General features: G+C 61.6%; 16 protein-coding genes. 15 read left to right on the top strand and 1 reads right to left on the bottom strand.

Annotated features, from left to right (window positions below; all coding sequences use genetic code 11):
* The first annotated feature begins 131 nt into the window (after window positions 1-131).
* From JOD78_RS00990 to JOD78_RS00950, 9 genes are all read left to right on the top strand, one after another.
* Window positions 132-2,114, top strand: coding sequence for a tetratricopeptide repeat protein (locus JOD78_RS00990; protein ID WP_121039779.1), 1,983 nt, complete (start codon window positions 132-134; stop codon window positions 2,112-2,114).
* 322 nt (window positions 2,115-2,436) lie between these two features.
* The gene (locus JOD78_RS00985; protein WP_121039776.1) at window positions 2,437-3,525 is read left to right on the top strand and encodes a flagellin; all 1,089 of its coding nucleotides are present in this window, start codon (window positions 2,437-2,439) and stop codon (window positions 3,523-3,525) included.
* A gap of 78 nt (window positions 3,526-3,603) precedes the next feature.
* The gene (locus JOD78_RS00980) at window positions 3,604-3,963 is read left to right on the top strand and encodes a flagellar protein FlaG (protein ID WP_121039773.1); all 360 of its coding nucleotides are present in this window, start codon (window positions 3,604-3,606) and stop codon (window positions 3,961-3,963) included.
* Between the two features lie 233 nt (window positions 3,964-4,196).
* Window positions 4,197-6,266: a flagellar filament capping protein FliD gene (gene fliD / locus JOD78_RS00975; RefSeq protein ID WP_121039769.1), complete on the top strand. Its 2,070-nt coding sequence runs from the start codon at window positions 4,197-4,199 to the stop codon at window positions 6,264-6,266.
* A gap of 28 nt (window positions 6,267-6,294) precedes the next feature.
* Window positions 6,295-6,756, top strand: a complete 462-nt coding sequence (fliS, locus tag JOD78_RS00970; protein ID WP_034332785.1) for a flagellar export chaperone FliS — start codon at window positions 6,295-6,297, stop codon at window positions 6,754-6,756.
* A 5-nt stretch (window positions 6,757-6,761) separates the two neighbouring features.
* Complete coding sequence (locus tag JOD78_RS00965; protein WP_034332793.1) at window positions 6,762-7,091, top strand: flagellar protein FliT; 330 nt, start codon at window positions 6,762-6,764, stop codon at window positions 7,089-7,091.
* A 2-nt stretch (window positions 7,092-7,093) separates the two neighbouring features.
* Window positions 7,094-8,278, top strand: a complete 1,185-nt coding sequence (locus JOD78_RS00960) for a flagellar hook-length control protein FliK (RefSeq protein ID WP_121039766.1) — start codon at window positions 7,094-7,096, stop codon at window positions 8,276-8,278.
* Window positions 8,265-8,609 carry an EscU/YscU/HrcU family type III secretion system export apparatus switch protein gene (locus JOD78_RS00955; RefSeq protein ID WP_034332781.1) on the top strand — a complete coding sequence of 115 codons (345 nt, stop codon included), beginning with the start codon at window positions 8,265-8,267 and terminating at the stop codon, window positions 8,607-8,609. The genes JOD78_RS00960 and JOD78_RS00955 overlap by 14 nt, the downstream gene beginning before the upstream one ends.
* A gap of 23 nt (window positions 8,610-8,632) precedes the next feature.
* Window positions 8,633-9,388, top strand: a complete 756-nt coding sequence (locus tag JOD78_RS00950) for a flagellar brake protein (protein ID WP_121039763.1) — start codon at window positions 8,633-8,635, stop codon at window positions 9,386-9,388.
* Window positions 9,389-9,508: 120 nt separating this feature from the next.
* Here the strand turns inward: JOD78_RS00950 and fliE are convergent, their stop codons facing one another.
* On the bottom strand, window positions 9,509-9,865 hold the full coding sequence (gene fliE / locus JOD78_RS00945) for a flagellar hook-basal body complex protein FliE (protein ID WP_039788439.1): 357 nt from the start codon (window positions 9,863-9,865) through the stop codon (window positions 9,509-9,511).
* Between the two features lie 248 nt (window positions 9,866-10,113).
* On the opposite strand from fliE, the gene fliF reads away from it, so the two are divergent.
* From fliF to JOD78_RS00915, 6 genes are all read left to right on the top strand, one after another.
* On the top strand, window positions 10,114-11,898 hold the full coding sequence (gene fliF / locus JOD78_RS00940; protein ID WP_121039760.1) for a flagellar basal-body MS-ring/collar protein FliF: 1,785 nt from the start codon (window positions 10,114-10,116) through the stop codon (window positions 11,896-11,898).
* Complete coding sequence (fliG, locus tag JOD78_RS00935) at window positions 11,891-12,886, top strand: flagellar motor switch protein FliG (RefSeq protein WP_034338562.1); 996 nt, start codon at window positions 11,891-11,893, stop codon at window positions 12,884-12,886. The genes fliF and fliG overlap by 8 nt, the downstream gene beginning before the upstream one ends.
* A gap of 59 nt (window positions 12,887-12,945) precedes the next feature.
* A complete protein-coding gene (fliH, locus tag JOD78_RS00930) occupies window positions 12,946-13,653 on the top strand; it encodes a flagellar assembly protein FliH (protein WP_039788445.1) in 708 nt (235 codons plus the stop codon).
* A 38-nt stretch (window positions 13,654-13,691) separates the two neighbouring features.
* On the top strand, window positions 13,692-15,098 hold the full coding sequence (gene fliI / locus JOD78_RS00925; protein WP_121039755.1) for a flagellar protein export ATPase FliI: 1,407 nt from the start codon (window positions 13,692-13,694) through the stop codon (window positions 15,096-15,098).
* 37 nt (window positions 15,099-15,135) lie between these two features.
* Window positions 15,136-15,576, top strand: coding sequence for a flagellar export protein FliJ (fliJ, locus tag JOD78_RS00920; protein WP_034338552.1), 441 nt, complete (start codon window positions 15,136-15,138; stop codon window positions 15,574-15,576).
* Between the two features lie 104 nt (window positions 15,577-15,680).
* On the top strand, window positions 15,681-17,018 hold the full coding sequence (locus tag JOD78_RS00915; protein ID WP_209569100.1) for a flagellar hook-length control protein FliK: 1,338 nt from the start codon (window positions 15,681-15,683) through the stop codon (window positions 17,016-17,018).
* The last annotated feature ends 43 nt before the right edge of the window (window positions 17,019-17,061 follow it).

Here is a 17,061-nt window from a genome sequence, read left to right as displayed (position 1 = left end):
GAACCTCCGCTTAAAACGGAGGTTTTTTGCTTTCTATTTAGCTCTTCACCTGTGACCGGTTACGCATATCATCCTTGCTGGACAGCTATGCCCGGCGCAATGGATGCGCCCAACCAAGAGGACCCTTTTCGATGTCGACGCGCAAGAGCAGCAACAAGCACGGCAAACATATTCCGGCCCCAGCGGCCGCCAAGTCCAACCTGCAGGATCTGCTGGACGTTCGCAAATGTCTGGACCTGCTCGACAATCGCAAGACCGAGGAAGCCAAGGCGATCTGTACAGCCGTATTGGCCCGCGCCCCCAATCTGGTGTTTGCCAACCACGCACGCGGACTGATCGCCATGCAGGAAGGCCAGTTCGCGCAAGCCGAGCAATACCTGCGCAAGGCCATCGAGGCCGATCCGAACAACGCCGAATACCTCAGCAACCTGGCCGGTACGGTGCTGAGCCAGGATCGCATCGACGAGTCCATCGCCATCTACGAGCGCGCCATCGCCATCGACAAGGAAAACCGGGCGGCACGCATCGGCCTGGCCAATGCCCTGCACGAAAAGAACGATCCGGAAGCCTCGATCAAATACTTCGAGGATGCGGCCCGGCGTGAACCCAACGCACCGGGCCCGCTGTCGCACCTGGGCCGCGCCCTGATCGACGCACGGCGCTTTGACGAGGCGGTCGCCACGATTCTGAAGTCGCTCGAATACCAGATCAATTTCGCTCCCTCCCACACCGCCCTGGGCGAAGCCTTTCATGCCATGGAGATGTACAAGGAGGCCGTAGAGTCCCACAAGACCGCCATCCTGCTCGATCCCCAGGACACCTACGCCCACAACAAGATCGCCGATAGTTATCTGAAAATCAACAAGATCGAAGAAGCCCACGAACACCTGCTGCGCGTCATCGAGATCGCACCCAAGGATCCGAATGGCTACGTCAAGCTCGGTTCAAGCTACTTCAACACGGGCGACCGCTTCGACGATGCCATGCGCATGTTCAAGCAGGCCTTGGCGCTGGACCCCAAGCACGCCCTCACCTACAACAACATCGGCGCGATCCAGCACGATCATGGCGATTATGACGATGCGCTTGGCAATTTCCGCACGGCATTGGCGCTGCGGCCGAATTACCCGACCGCCAAGCACAACCTGGCACTGACCCTGTTGCTGCGCGGACAGTTCGAGGAAGGCTGGGAGTGCCACGAGAGCCGCCTCACCACCAAGGAACGCGCCCACGTCTACCGCCTGATCCACAAGCTGTTCGAGGTCATTCCGAAATGGGATGGCAAGTCCTCGCTGGCGGGCAAGCGCATCCTGCTGATGCACGAGCAAGGCTTTGGCGACAGCATCCAGTTCCTGCGCTATGCCCGCTTGCTCATGGAGCAAGGTGCCAGCGTGGCGCTGCATGTGAAGAATCCTCTGTACCGCCTGTTCCAATCCTTCACACCAGCAGTGACACTGGTGCGCGAAAGCGATCCCCTGCCACCCTGCGACTGCGCCTATGTGCTCATGAGCCTGCCCTATGCCCTGCGCACCCATAGCGTCGAGGATATCCCGCGCTATGCGGAAGGCTATCTGTCTGCCGATGCGTCGCTGGCGGCGCACTGGAAGCAGAAGATTTCCACCTTGACACGATCAGCGGACAATCTGCGCGTCGGCATCGTCTGGGGCGGCAATCCGGAGCATGGCAATGACCGCCATCGTTCGATTCCACTGGACAAATTCAAGCAATTGTTTGAAGTCCCCAAGATGGAATTCTACTCATTGCAAAAAGGCAAGCCTGCCGACGGCCTGAAGGAGTTGCCAGCCGATTGGCCCGTCTTTGACCTGGGCAATGAGTGCCAGGACTTCGCCGATACCGCTGCCGCCATCAGCAATCTTGACCTGGTTATCTGCGTGGATACTTCGGTGGCCCATCTGGCCGGAGCACTAGGCCACCCCACCTGGGTACTGCTGCCGCATGTACCCGACTGGCGGTGGCTCAACGACCGCGATGATTCCCCGTGGTATCCCGGCATGCGCCTGTTCCGCCAGCCGGCAGTCAGCGATTGGGACTCGGTCCTGAAAAAGGTTGGCGAAGAATTAACGCTGCTGCAACATAAGAAAGCCCAAGGCTGAGCTGGCTAGGAGCGCCCAGCCATTGCAGGAAACCGCCCTTCCCGGGCGGTTTTTGCTTTTCGGAACATTTTTCTTGGCCGCAACAGCAATTTTCCTAAAGTTTTTGGAATTGCCGTCGAAAAAGGATTTGCTTGGAGTTTCAAAGCACGCAGTTTTAGTTCGGAAAGCCTTGAAAAAGATTTTTTGCAAAAGCCCTAAACTTTTTCCAAGACTGCCCGATAAAGCAATCAACAGAGGTTGAAACGCCTGGGGCTCATGGGTAGAAGACCAACGTTAGGCACTGAAACTCGGATCATCGGTCTCAAATCTTAGGAGAATTAACATGGCAGCAGTCATTAATACCAATATTCCGTCGCTCAATACGCAACGGAACCTGAATTCCTCGCAGTCGTCGCTCAATACCTCGATCCAACGTCTGTCGTCCGGCCTGCGCGTCAACAGCGCCAAGGACGACGCCGCCGGCCTGGCCATCGCCGACCGCATGAACTCCCAGGTCAAGGGCCTGGCAGTTGCACAACGTAACGCCAACGACGGTATCTCGATGGCGCAAACCGCTGAAGGCGCTCTGTCGACCGTCGGCGACAACCTGCAGCGTATGCGTGAACTGGCTGTGCAAGCAGCCAACGGCACCAACAGCGCACAAGACCGCAAGACCCTGAACGACGAATACACCCAGCTGTCGCAGGAAGTGTTCCGTGTTCTGAACGGCACCAGCTTCAACGGCCAGAACCTGTTCACCGGTGTTGGTCAAGGCGCATCGGCCGGTACCGGCTCGAACGCTTCGAACGTGTCGGCTTCCCTGACCCTGTCGTTCCAGGTCGGCGCCAACGTGCAAGACAACAAGCTGAACGACCAGATCACCATCACCCTGGATGACCTGTCGAACAACTCCACCATCGCTACCGTCATCGGCACCAGCGCCAAGGGCCTGATCGGTCTGGGCGACACCTCCGGCGTGAGCACCGCGCAAGCGACCTACACCTCGGCCAAGGCTGCCCTGGACAACCTGTTCGCTACCGGTTCGTCCCTGTCCTCCTCGGCACTGGCTTCGTCGGCCGTGACCCTGCAAGCTGCCGTTGACAGCGCCAAGCTGTCGCTGGATCAGGCAGTTGCCGCCCCGTCCGCTCAGAGCGACGCTCAGAAGGCCATCCAGAACCTGGACAAGGCCATCAGCCTGATCTCCTCCAAGCGTGCAGAATTCGGTGCAGTGCAGAACCGCTTCAGCGCGGTCATCAGCAACCTGCAAGTGTCGAGCGAAAACATCACCGCGTCGCGCAGCCGTATCATGGATACCGACTACGCGCAGGAAACCGCGAACCTGACCCGTGCGCAGATCCTGCAGCAAGCTGGTACCGCGATGCTGTCGCAGGCCAACTCGGCACCGCAGCAGGTTCTCTCGCTGTTGAAATAAGCCAGATAGCTAGGTAGGATGACGTGCGGGGGATAGACCTTATTCTCCGCACGTTCCTTTAAGGAAGGGAGTAGTACCATGTCGATTGCCCCACTTAATATCACTGCTGCTGGTGACTCCGGTACTGCCTATGCAGCACCGAAGACGACCGAAAAGCCCGATCCCGTGGTATCGACGGTCGCACCGGCGGCCACTCCGGAAGCACGCCGCGCAACCGAAAGTGAAGTCAACGATGCCGTTGGCAAGTTGAACGACTTTGCAGCCGCCAATGCTGCCGCACTGAATTTCTCGAAAGACCAGGACACCGGCAAGACCATCATCAAGGTTGTCGATACGGCTACTGACACCGTGATTCGCCAGATTCCCAGCGAAGAAGCGATTGCCATCGCCAAATCGATCGACAAGATGCAAGGCCTGCTGATCAAGGAAAAGGCTTGAGTATCCCCTCGAGTCTGGTACGAACTGCAGTGGCTGAACAACCGCATGCGTCAATGCCCGTTCATTGCGCATGACGGAATCGGCTACCCCAGTTCATAACGGATTCAGATAGTTATTCCGCACAGCGTCCCTCTCTGCCCTACCCGACGCCGTACTTGAGAGCCCATCTCCTCTTGACCGCGCTGGACAACCGCACAGCGCTGTGCCTCACGCAAAGTTTCAGGAGTTGAACCGTGGCGACTTCCACCGGCACCATTTCCACATCGGCAGGCCCGCTCGATGTTTCCACACTGGTCAGTCAACTGATCTCGGCCGAAAGCCAGACACAGCTGACGCCGCTGACCACCCAGGCGAGCAGCTACAACACCCTCATTTCCGCCTATGGCAGCCTCAAGAGCGCCTTGTCGAGCTATCAGTCGGCCATCAAGTCGCTGACCTCGGCCAGCTTCAGCTCGCAGAAGAGTTCGGTAAGCAACGCCGGCACCGGCACCACGCTGACCACCGACCCGTTCACCGCCGATGTCAACAGCGACGATTCGACCAAGATCCTGGCGCAGAAACTGCAGTCGGCCGGCGTAAGCAGCGGCACGACCTACAACGCCGGCGATTCGATCGCCATCAAGATCGGCACCAATTCGCCCACCTTCATCACCCTGCAAGCCAACTCGACCCTGGCTGGCGTACGTGATGCGATCAATGCCTCCAAGGCAGGCGTCACCGCCTCCATCACCACCGATGGCAGTGGCGACCACCTGGTCCTGGAATCGGCCACCGGCGGCACTGCCAACACCATCAAGGTCACGGCCAACAACAGCCTGTCCGCATTTGCCTATGATCCGTCGAGCTCGACACCGAGCACCATGACGCAGATCCAGGCCCCGCGCGACGCCACCAAAGCCGCTTCCGGCACCTATTCGGTGGCCGTGTCGCAACTGGCGCAAACGGCCAAGCTGAGTTCGGCCAGCATCACGCCGGGCACGACCTTTGACAACGGCATTCTGGCCATCAAGACCGGCACCGGCTCCACCACCATCATCAAGCCTGCCACCAACACCCTGGCTGGCGTGCGCGATGCCATCAACAGCAGCGATGCCGGCGTGAACGCCACCATCGTCAGCGACGGCACCAACGACCACCTGGTGATTACTGCCAAGGACAGCGGCGCGGCCAATACCATCAAGATCACCGGCACCGGCAATTATTCCGTCTTCAGCGCCGATCCCAGCGGGACCGTGATCTCGCCCAACGTCAGCACCAGCCAGACTTACAGCTCCGGCACGCTGAGCCTGAAGGTAGGCGACACCACGGTGGCCATCAACCCGACCGCCAATGGCAGCGGCAACATTGACCTGAACCAGGTCATGAGTGCCATCAACAGCGCCAGCGCAGGCGTGACCGCCTCCATCAGCAACGACGGCACCAACAACCACCTGGTACTGACTCCGACCGGCAGCAGTGCGACGGCGGCAGTCTCGCTGACCGGCAGCGGCGATTATTCGGGCCTGACCATGAGCGGCATGGGCCAGTTGCTCAAGGCGCAGGACGCCAAGCTGTCCATCGATGGCGTGGCGGTGACCAGCACCAGCAACAAGGTCGAGAACGCGATCTCCGGCGTGACGCTCAATCTGGCCAAGGTCACCACCTCTTCTGACAACTTCACCCTGAACATCAGCAACGACACCTCCGGCATCACCACCGCCGCCAACAGCTTCGTGACGGCCTACAACACGCTGGCCAAGGCAGTGGCCGGGATGACTGCGCAGACGCCCTCCACCACCCTGGGCCAGGCCAACAACTCGGCTCCGCTGGCCAGCGAGTCGTCGGTGCAGACCATCATGAACCAGCTGCGCAATACCCTGTTCGCCACAGTGGACGGCGGCAATGGAATCAGCAGCCTGTCCGACATCGGCATCAGCTTCCAGAAGGATGGCACCCTGGCGCTGGACTCCACCAAGCTGGCCACGGCGGCTACCAACAATTTCGCCGGCATTGCCAATCTCTTCACTGGCACCGATCCTGATACGACCAACACTACGTCGTCCAAAAATGGTATCGTCACCAAGTTGCAGACCTTGATGACCAGTCTGTTGAGTGACAGCGGCATCATCGCCTCCAAGACGAATGGCCTGCAGGCCAGCCTGAAGATCAATCAGGATCGCCAGACCACGGTGCAGACCCGCCTGTCGAATCTGAAGGACGACTACACCAATCAGTTCAACCGCCTCAACGTCACGCTGGCCAGCATGCAGTCCACGCAAAGCTACCTGACCCAGCAATTGGCCAGCTTGGCCAAGAGCAGTTGAAGCGACACCGCGAACATAGGAGAACGTCATGTTCGGAAGCATGAAGCGCGGGGCCAATGCCTACGCCAACATCGGGGTGGAAACCGGCGTGATCGCCGCCAGCCCGCACAAGCTGATCACCATGCTCTTCGACGGTGCACTGGTGGCCATCGCCCTGGGCAAGAAGTCCATGGGCGAAGGCAATATCAAGGACAAGGGCGAATCCATCACCAAGGCCATCCTGATCATCGACAATGGCCTGCGCGCCAGCCTGAACAAGCAAGTCGGCGGCGAACTGGCGCTGAATCTGGATTCGCTGTATGAATACATGAGCCGCCGCCTGTTCGAGGCCAATGCCACGAACAATCCGGCCATCCTCGACGAAATCCACGGTTTGCTCGACGACATCCGCTCCGCCTGGGAACAGATCGGACCGAATGCAGTGCAGTCTGCTGCCCCGCCGATGGCCATGACCCAGGATGTTTCTCTTTCCAGCTTTGCAAAGGCATGACTGACATGAACGGTGACGACGTCATCGCCCTCTATGAGTCGATCTCGCAATTGACCAACGAGATGCTGTCGGCCGCCCGTGCCGGCGACTGGGATCTGCTGGCAGCATTGGAAGCCCAGTGCGGCAAGCACATCGCCAGCCTGCGCGACAGCGAGGAAAACATCACCCTGCCTGAGCCGCTGCGCCATCGCAAGGTCGACATCATCAAGAAAATCCTGGAAGACGACCGCGACATCCGCAATCTCACCGAACCGGGACTGCGCAAGCTGTCGGCGCTGATCCAGAGCAACCAGACCGAACAGAAGCTCCTCAATACCTACGGCATGGGTAGTTGACCATGTTGCCGCGGGCCGATATCGCCAGCGCCGTCCAGCCCGTCAATCCTGTCGAAGCGGCCACGGCCGTCGTTTCGGTTGCTGATGCCCGGCAGGAAGCCTTCAGCCGCCTGGCCCAGATTGCGATCGGCCAGCAGATGTCGGGCCGCATCCTCTCCAACTTCAACGACGGTACCTTCCTGGTGCGCATCGCCAATACGGCGGCGCGCATGGTGCTGCCCAACAGCGCCCAGGTCGGCGACACCCTGACCCTGACGCTGGTCTCCAAGGATCCGCGTCCGACCTTCTCGGTCAATGAAGGCAGCATCCGTCCCGACGAGGAAAGTGCATCGGTCGCCTTGAGCACCGCCGGCCGCGCGATGCAGAAGGACCTCAAGTCGCTGCAGTTCGTCACCCGTGACGAAAGCGGTGCCGGACAGATCGCCCAGAACGAGGACATCGCCGATGCCCAGGCCAAGGGTGCGCGCCAGGGGCAGTCCGGCCCGCCCGCCAGCAGCACTACCACCCTCAGCAACGCCGGCCGTCTCATCGACACGCTGCTGCACGCGTCGCAACAAGGCGACGTCACCGATCACATCAATGCGGCCACACCCTTGCTGCCCAAGGCCGGCGTCCCTGTCGACCAGATGGCCTCGGCCCTGAAGGATGCCATTGCCCACAGCGGAGTCTTCTATGAATCGCACGTCGCTGCCTGGGCCGCCGGCCAGCGCCCTGCCGACGAACTGATGAAGGAACCGCAAGCCCAGGTCGCGGCGCGCCAGGGCGGCAACATCAACCTGCTCAGCGACAGCGATCCCGCCCAGAACCAGTTGGGGCAGATCATCAATCTCCAGCTCAATGCGCTGGAACAGCAGCGTGTGGTCTGGCACGGCGAAGTCTGGCCGGGCCAGAAGATGGAATGGGAAATCAACCAGGAACATGGCCAGGACTCCCCGAAACAGGGTGCCACCGACGACGAAAACGCCCCCACCTGGCACAGCGTGGTGCGCTTCAACTTCGCCCACCTGGGCAGCGTCTCGGCTTCGATCCGCCTGATCGGCCAGCAGATCCACGTGCAGGTCAAGGCGGACAATGACGCTGCCACCGCAGCCCTGCGCGGCAACACTGGCCTGTTTGCCAATGCCATGGCGGCAGCCGGCACCTCTCTCGACTCCCTGATCGTCAAGCAAGCCGATGGAGAAACCTAATATTCCGCTGCAAAATGCCGTGGCCCTGGCCTACAACGCCAGCCAGGCAGCCCCCCAGGTAGTGGCCAAGGGCCGCGGCCTGGTGGCCGAAGCCATCATCGCGCGGGCGCGTGATGCCGGCGTCTACGTTCATGAATCGAAGGAACTGGTCTCGCTGCTGATGCAGGTCGAACTGGACCAGCAAATCCCCCCCGCCCTGTACCGCACCGTCGCCGAATTGCTGGCCTGGCTATATCGTATTGAAAATATGCAATTAAGCGGGTCAGTGATGTATGATACAGGGTCAAACTATTCCAATAATTCCTCTGGGGAAAGCGATCCTACTCGCTGAATTCCGACGTACACGACGCACAGATGGCTAACAACGACGAGATCGACGACGACAGCCCATACCGGGTTCATTCACGGCGGGAGATCATTGCCCTGCTGACCAGCATGATGGAGAAAAACCAGCTCCTGAGCCTGCTGATCAAGGGCGGATCCGAGTCCGTGATCACGTCCATTCTGGAAGTCGATGCCGATGACGACTCGCTCATCATCGACGCGGCTCCCAGCGCCATGCTCAACGAGAGCATCGTGGCCAGCAAGCGCATCGGCTTCGAAGCCTTGTACAACAGCATCCGCATCACCTTCAACGTGGACGGCGCACGGCAGGTGGAGTATCAGAGCCGCCCGGCGCTGAAGGTCGGCATTCCGGAAAGCCTGGTGCGCCTGCAGCGCCGTGAGTATTTCCGCATCCCGACTCCGATCGCCAAGCCTCTGCGCTGCACCTTCCGCATCACGCAAGCAGACGGCTCCTTCGTCACGGTGGTCACGCTGCTCAACAACATCAGCGCCGGCGGCGTGGGCATCACCGACGAGAAGAAGCTGCTGCCCACTACCCCGGGCGCCATGTATGAAGACTGCCAGCTCGAACTGGGAGATAACACCCTGGTCTCGGTCAAGCTGCAGGTGCGCGACTGCAAGGAGTTCAAGATGACCAACGGCAAGGTCGTCAATCGCTTCGGCTGCCAGTTCATCGACATCCCGCGCACCGTCCTGGCCGCCATCCAACGCTTCATCACCAAGCTGGAACGCGAACAGAACGCCAAGGCCTCGGGCATGATGTAATTCAGCGCCGCTTCCCGGCGGCGCCCATGAAAAAACACCCCAGCAACCGGAAACCGGTTCTGGGGTGTTTTTTTCATGGAAGGACGAGCAACAATCCAGCCCGCCCCACAGCAGAAAACTTCACACCTGCATGGTCATGATGTCACGGTAGGCCGAAACCAGCTTGTTGCGCACCTGGATGCTGGTCTGGAAGGAGATGCTGGCCTTCTGGGAAGCGATCATCACATCCGACAGATTCACGCTGTCATCCCCCATGGCAAAGGCCTGCGACATCTTGGCGGCTTTTGCCTGGGAATCATTGACCTGGTCAATCGCGCCCTTGAGCACGTCGGCGAAGTCCACGCGCTGCGCCGGCTTCTCCGCCGCGACGCCGCTCTGGACCGGGTCCACGCCACCCTGGGCGCGGGCTGCCGCAGCCTTCAGCTGGGCCACCATTGCCTCGATCTTGCTGGTATCAATCACACTGTCGATTGCCATCTGCCACCTCTTGAGTTCATTTTGCCGCTTGGCAAAAGCACAATACGCACCTTCGCCATCTACAGCAGCACCTTAACACTGCTGCATTGACAAATCGCACCAATAAGCGGGGAATTTGCCATTCTGTTCGGGCGATCAAATTCTTCCTGCCAACGGACAATCCACACTGAGCAAAAAACCTCACAAAGGTAGGCAGTGATCAAAGTCTTTATCAAGCTGGCAATCGAGGGAACGCCAGAGGGGAAATCATGGCGGTAGCAGCCGACGGCACGATGACCGGCGAACCCAACAATCCGGGCGAACTCGGCAATATTGAGGGTATGCCCCAAGGGCAGGCCGCCCAAGGCGGCGTGATGGGCTACGCCCGTTCGCCGCAGGGCAAGCGCATTCTGCTCATCATTGCCGCCGCCGCCACGCTGGCGCTGATGGCGGGCATCTGGCTGTGGAGCCAGAAGGTCGAGTACCGCGTCCTGTTCGCCAATTTCAACGACCGCGATGGCGGAGCCATCGTGGCCTCGCTGCAGCAGATGAACGTGCCCTACAAGTATTCGGACGGCGGCACGGCCATCCTGGTCCCGGAGAACATGGTGCATGACGCTCGCCTGAAGCTGGCCTCGCAAGGCCTGCCCAAGGGCGGCAACGTCGGTTTCGAACTGATGGAAAACCAGAAGCTGGGCATTTCCCAGTTCCTGGAGCAGGTCAACTTCCAGCGCGCGCTGGAAGGCGAACTGGCACGCTCGGTACAATCGCTGGCTTCGGTGCAGACCGCCCGTGTTCACCTGGCCCTGCCCAAGGCCTCGGTGTTCGTCCGCGACCAGCAGAAGCCGACCGCCTCGGTGATCCTCAGCCTCTACCCAGGCCGCTTCTTGGACCAGCAGCAAGTCAGCGCCATCGTCCATCTGGTGGCCAGCAGCGTGCCTGAGCTCTCGCCCAAGGCCGTGACCATCGTCGACCAGAACGGCAATCTGCTCTCCGACACCACCAAGCAAGCCCAGACCAACACGCTCGACCCGACCCAGCTGAAGTATGTCCAGGACATGCAGCAGGACATCGTCAAGCGCGTCGAGTCCATCATCGCCCCCATCGTCGGCAACGGCAACGTCCGCGCCGAAGCCACGGCTGATGTCGATTTCTCCCGCAGCGAGCAGGCCTCGGAGGCCTACAAGCCCAACCAGACGCGCGACACCGCTGCCGTGCGCAGCAAGCAGAGCAGCGAGGCCAACAGCGCGACCTCGGGTACCTCGGGCATTCCGGGTGCATTGACCAACCAGCCCCCTGCCCCTGCCACCGCGCCGATCGTCAACCCGGCAGTGGCCAATGGTGCTGCCAACCAGAACGGTACGGCGGCCACGCCCAACGGCGCAGCACCGACCCCGGCGGCCAGCGGCAATTCGCGCAAGGACGAGACCATCAACTACGAGGTCGACAAGACCGTGCGCTACACCCAGCAACCCATGGGTGGCGTGCGCCGCCTGACGGTGGCCGTGGTGGTGAACTACAAGCGTACCCTGGACAATACCGGCAAGATCGTGATGCGCCCGCTGACCGAGGCCGAGCGCAACCAGATCACCGACCTGGTCAAGGAAGCGATGGGTTACAACAAGGATCGCGGCGACTCGCTCAACGTGGTCAATACCCAGTTCAGCACCGACATGGAACCGGAAGTGCCGCTGTGGAAGCAGCCAGGCATGATCGAACTGGCCAAGGAAATCGGCAAATACGTGCTGGTGGCCGCGGTCCTGCTGTTCCTCTACTTCCGCGTGCTGCGCCCGATCGTCTGGAAGCTGTCGGGCCGCGAAGAGCGCGAGCGCCTGGCCAAGGAAAAGGCCGAGGCCGAGGCCGCCGCCGCTGCAGCAGCGGTTGCCGCCGGCTTCGATCCGGACGATCCGGACGCCATCGTCAACCTCTCCGGCGAGCCGGCAGTCGACGAACGTGCACAGTACAAGGCCAACCTGGAAACCGCCAAGCAGTGGGCCAAGAATGATCCGAAGCTGGTGGCAAGCATCATCAAGTCATGGGTGAACAATGAGTAACGACGGCGTTCAGAAAGGTGCCATCCTCATGCTCGCCTTGGGCGAGGATGAGGCCGCCGAAGTCATGAAATACCTGGGCCCGAAAGAGGTCCAGAAGTTGGGCGCGGCCATGTCGGCCCTGCGCAACGTCAGCTTCGAGGAAATCAACGAAGTGCTGGAAGCCTTCGTCGCCGAAACCGGCCAGGCCTCCTCGCTGGGCCTGGATTCGGATGAATACATCCGCAGCGTGCTGACCAAGGCGCTGGGCGACGACAAGGCCACTTCCCTGCTCAACCGCATCCTGGGCGGGCGCGATGCCTCCGGTATCGAAAGCCTCAAGTGGATGGACGCGCAGTCGGTGGCCGAGCTCATCCGCAACGAACACCCGCAGATCATCGCCACCATCCTGGTCCACCTGGAGCGCGACCATGCCTGCGGCATCATCAACAATTTCACGGAACGTTTGCGCAACGACGTCATCCTTCGTATTGCAACCCTGGACGGCGTGCAGCCGGCCGCGTTGCGCGAACTCAACGACGTGTTGACCAAGCTGCTGACCGGCAACGAAAGCCTCAAGAAACAACAGATGGGCGGTATCCGCACCGCGGCCGAGATCCTCAACTTCATGTCGGGCGAGAACGAGACCGCAGTGATGAACAACCTGCGCTCCTACGACGAGGACATGGCGCAGAAGATCATGGACGAAATGTTCGTCTTCGAGAACATCATCGACATCGACGGCCGCGGCATCCAGCTGCTGCTGCGCGAAGTCCAGTCCGAATCGCTGATCGTGGCGCTGAAGGGTGCCTCGCAAGGCCTGCGCGACAAGATCTTCGCCAACATGTCGCAGCGTGCGGCCGAGATGATGAAGGAAGACCTGGAATCCAAGGGACCGGTGCGCCTGTCCGAAGTCGATGCGCAACAGAAGGCCATCCTGCAGATCGTGCGCCGCCTGGCCGACGAAGGCCAGATCGTGCTGGGTGCCAAGGGCGAGGACGCGTTCGTCTGATGCGTTTGAGGCAGATGCAGGGTGCCGTCGGCATGCCGGCCTGAGGAGTCAAAGAAGCCATGCGTGCAAAGATCATTCCCAAGGAAGAGATGACGCCCTACCAGCGATGGGAGCTGGCGTCCTTCAACGAAGAACCCGAACCGGAGCCGCAGCCCGAAATGCTGCCCGAGGAAGAAGAATTCCTCGAAGAGCCGCCACCGGTCCCGCAACTGACAGCCGAACAGCTTGATGCCATCCGCGAGGCCGCCCGCCAGGAAGGTTTTGCCGAGGGCCGCGAACACGGCCTGCAGGCTGGCCGCTCCGAAGGCTACGTCGCCGGGCTCCAGCAAGGCCAGCAGGAAGTCAACGAAATCATCCAGCACTTCCGCCAGATCGCAGTCAATTTCAGCACTGAAGTCTCACAGTGCAGTGAAAAGATGGCCCCCGAACTGCTGGACCTGGCGCTGGACCTGGCCAAATCCATGCTCAAGACGGCCCTGAACGTGCGTCCCGAACTGATTCTGCCGACCGTCAGCGCGGCCATCCACGCCTTGCCGGTGCTGCAGCTGCCGGCCAGCCTGACGCTGCATCCCGAAGATGCCGCCCTGGTGCGCAAACACCTGGGCGAGGAACTGGCCCAGCAAGGCTGGAAGATCGAGGAAGACGCCCATCTCGACCGCGGCGGCTGCCGTGTCGAAACCCGCACCAACCAGATCGATGCCACCACCCCGACGCGCTGGCAGCGCCTGGGCGAGTCGCTGTCCAAGCAGCTCGACTGGCTGGAATGATTCATCCGAAGTGATAGTTACCTGAACGGGAGACCCGCATGAACTCCCCGATGCCTTCCCATAGCAGCCTGTGGCAAGCCTACCTGCACAACTGTCGCAGCCTGGTCGCCATGGCCGAGCCTACCCGCACGGCCGGACGCATCACGCGCGTAGCCGGCCTGGTGATGGAAGCGGTCGGACTGAAGCTTCCTGTGGGCAGCCCCTGCAACGTCCCGCTGCCCAACGGCACGATGATCGAAGCGGAAGTCGTCGGCTTCCAGGATGAACGTTTGTTCCTGATGCCGCAGAGCGATGTCGAAGGCATCGTCCCTGGCACCCGCGTCTATCCGGTCGAACCGGTGCGCCCTCCTCCGCGCACCGGCCCCATCAGCTTCACTCCGCGCCGCGTCGACGAGCACAGCCGTCGCCTGCCGGTCGGCGACGAGCTGCTGGGCCGCGTGCTCGACGGAGCCGGCCGCCCGCTCGACAATCTCGGCCCCCTGCATACCGAACGCTCGGCCCCGCTGGCCGTGCGTGCGGCCAACCCGCTGGGACGCGCGCCCATTCGCGACATTCTGGATACCGGCATTCGTGCGATCAACACCATGCTCACCGTCGGCCGTGGCCAGCGCATGGGCCTGTTCGCCGGTTCCGGCGTGGGCAAGAGCGTGCTGCTGGGCATGATGGCGCGCTATACCAGCGCCGATGTGATCGTGGTCGGACTGATCGGCGAACGCGGCCGCGAAGTGAAGGAATTCATCGAACAGATTCTGGGTGCCGAAGGGCTGGCGCGCTCGGTCGTGGTGGCGGCGCCCGCCGACACGCCGCCGCTGATGCGCCTGCAGGGCGCTGCGTACTGCACCTCCATTGCCGAGTATTTCCGCGATCAGGGCAAGGATGTGCTGCTGATCATGGATTCGCTGACCCGTTACGCCATGGCCCAGCGCGAAATCGCCCTGGCCATCGGCGAACCGCCTGCCACCAAGGGCTACCCGCCTTCCGTGTTCGCCAAGCTGCCGGCCCTGGTGGAACGCGCCGGCAATGGCGATGAAGGCGGCGGCTCCATCACCGCCTTCTACACCGTGCTGACCGAAGGCGACGACCAGCAGGACCCGATCGCCGACGCCGCCCGCGCCATCCTGGACGGCCACATCGTGCTGAACCGCCAGTTGGCCGAGGCTGGCCACTATCCTGCCATCGATATCGAACAATCCATCAGCCGTGCCATGCACAGCATCACGGATGCCGACCATCAGCGGCGTTCGCGGCATCTGAAGCAATTGTATTCACGTTTCCAGCGCAACCGCGACCTCATCAGCGTCGGCGCGTACGCCGCCGGCAGCGACCCCGTGCTGGATGAAGCTATTGCCTTGTTGCCAAGAATGGAGTCCTTTTTGCAGCAGGGCATCCATGAGCAGGCCGATGTATCAGAGAGCTTGAGGCAACTTACCGCTCTATTCGGGTGATTGAGCGCGCATCCTCAAAAATATAATCAGAGTGATCATGGCTACTCCCTCCGCACTTGATACGCTGATTGAATTGGCGACCAAAGAAACCGACGAAGCGACCAAACGCCTCGGCCGGGCTATTCGCGTGAGTGAAGAAGCACAACAGAAGCTGGGTATCCTGCAGCAATACCGCGACGATTACGCCGCGCGCTTCCAGGAAACCCTGACCAATGGCCTGACCGCGCTGGCGTATCGCAACTTCCAGCTGTTCCTGGAAAAGATCGACAATGCCATCGATGGCCAGGTCAACGTGGTGCAAAGCAGCCAGCAGCGCGTGGCCGAAGCCCGTACCGCATGGCAGGCCTGCGAGCGCAAGCGCATGTCCTACGACACACTGGCCACGCGGGCGCGCGACCAGGAAATGCGCAAGGAAAACAAGCGCGACCAGAAGTCCATGGACGAGCATGCCGCCCGCATCAGCTTCTACAAGCGCTGACCGCTGAAGCGGCCAGCCAGGCAAGACCGAACCGAACGCGCGCAAGTACAGAATCGCAACCAGCATCCAGAGCAGCAGACCGCATTTACCGACAGGCCACCATCATGAACACTTCCCTGCCGCTGTTGAACGTGATCACCGGCTCCCAGGCCGCCACGGGTTCGCGCTCGGGCAATCCTGCCGACAGCTTCTCGGCCGATGTGCCTTTCAACCAGGTCCTCAACAGCCAGGTCAGCACGCGCGTACAGGACAACCAGGCGCAGGCGCGCCAGGCCCAGCAGAATGCCGACACCCAGGCGGCCAATGCCCAGGCTGCCGCCAAGCAGGCCGCTGCCAATCAGCAATCCCAGACTGCCGCCAACAATGCCAGCAAGAGCGCCGCCAACGATGGCAGCGACCAGAGCAGCCAGGTCAGCGACAAGGATGAAGACGAGGACAGCAGCGACACCGCCACCCAGGCCTCGGCTGAATTGCTGGCTCTGGTCGCCAACATCGCCCAGAACGCCGTCAAGCCGGCCGCCGATGGCAAGGCCAAGGGTGACGGCAGCGCAGCCGACCTGCTGGCCCAGGGCAAGCGCGGCAGCGGCAAGCTGTCCCTGAGCGACCAGCAGCAAGCCCTGGCGGACGACAAGCAAGGCAAGGTCGACCCGGCCGCCCTGCAGGATGCCCTGGCCGCCGCCAAGGGCAAGCAGGATGCCGCCGCCAGCGAACTGGCCCGCAAGAGCAATGCCGAGGCCAACCCGGCTCCGCAGGCGAGCAATACGAAGGACGCCAAGCCCGCCATCGACCTGTGCGCTGCCGCCAAGGCCGAACCCAAGGACGATGCCAGCGCCCTCACCGCCCGCGCCCAACTGAACAAGGCCACGCCCGAGCTCGCCGCTCCGGCCGCCAGGCAGGATGCCGCCCCGGCCGCGCCGACCCCGGTGGTGCTGCCAGCCATGCAGCAAGCCGCTGTCGCCAGCCAGCCGCAGGCCGTGTTCACCCCGGCCTACAGCGACAAGATCCAGTCCAACGTCGGCAGTGCCGGCTGGAATCAGGCCCTGGGCACCAAGATTACCTGGATGGCCACGGCGGGCATGCAAAGCGCCTCGCTGAGCCTGAATCCGCCCGACCTCGGCCCGATGCAGGTGGTGCTGAACGTGCACAACCAGCAAGCCGACGCCACCTTCATCACCGCCCAGCCCGAAGTGAAGCAGGCGCTGGAAGCGGCCATGCCCAAGCTGCGTGAAATGATGGACCAGGCCGGCATCCAGCTCGGCCAGGCCAATGTCCAGACCGGCATGCCCAATCAGCAGCAAGGTGCCGGCAACGGTCAGCAGCAGGCGCGCAGTGGCTCTTCCGGCAGCTTCGGCAAGGAGCAGGAGGCCGATGTGGCCGTCAACGGCACGGCCACCGCGACGGCGACCACCAGCGGACTCGGCCTGGTCGACACCTTCGCATAAGCGGCCGGCCCCGGAAACCTTAAAAAACAAGCAATTTTCGTCT

The sequence above is a fragment of the Herbaspirillum sp. 1130 genome (assembly GCF_017833835.1).
Lineage (GTDB): Bacteria > Pseudomonadota > Gammaproteobacteria > Burkholderiales > Burkholderiaceae_D > Herbaspirillum > Herbaspirillum huttiense.
This window is presented reverse-complemented; position numbering and strand designations above follow the sequence as displayed.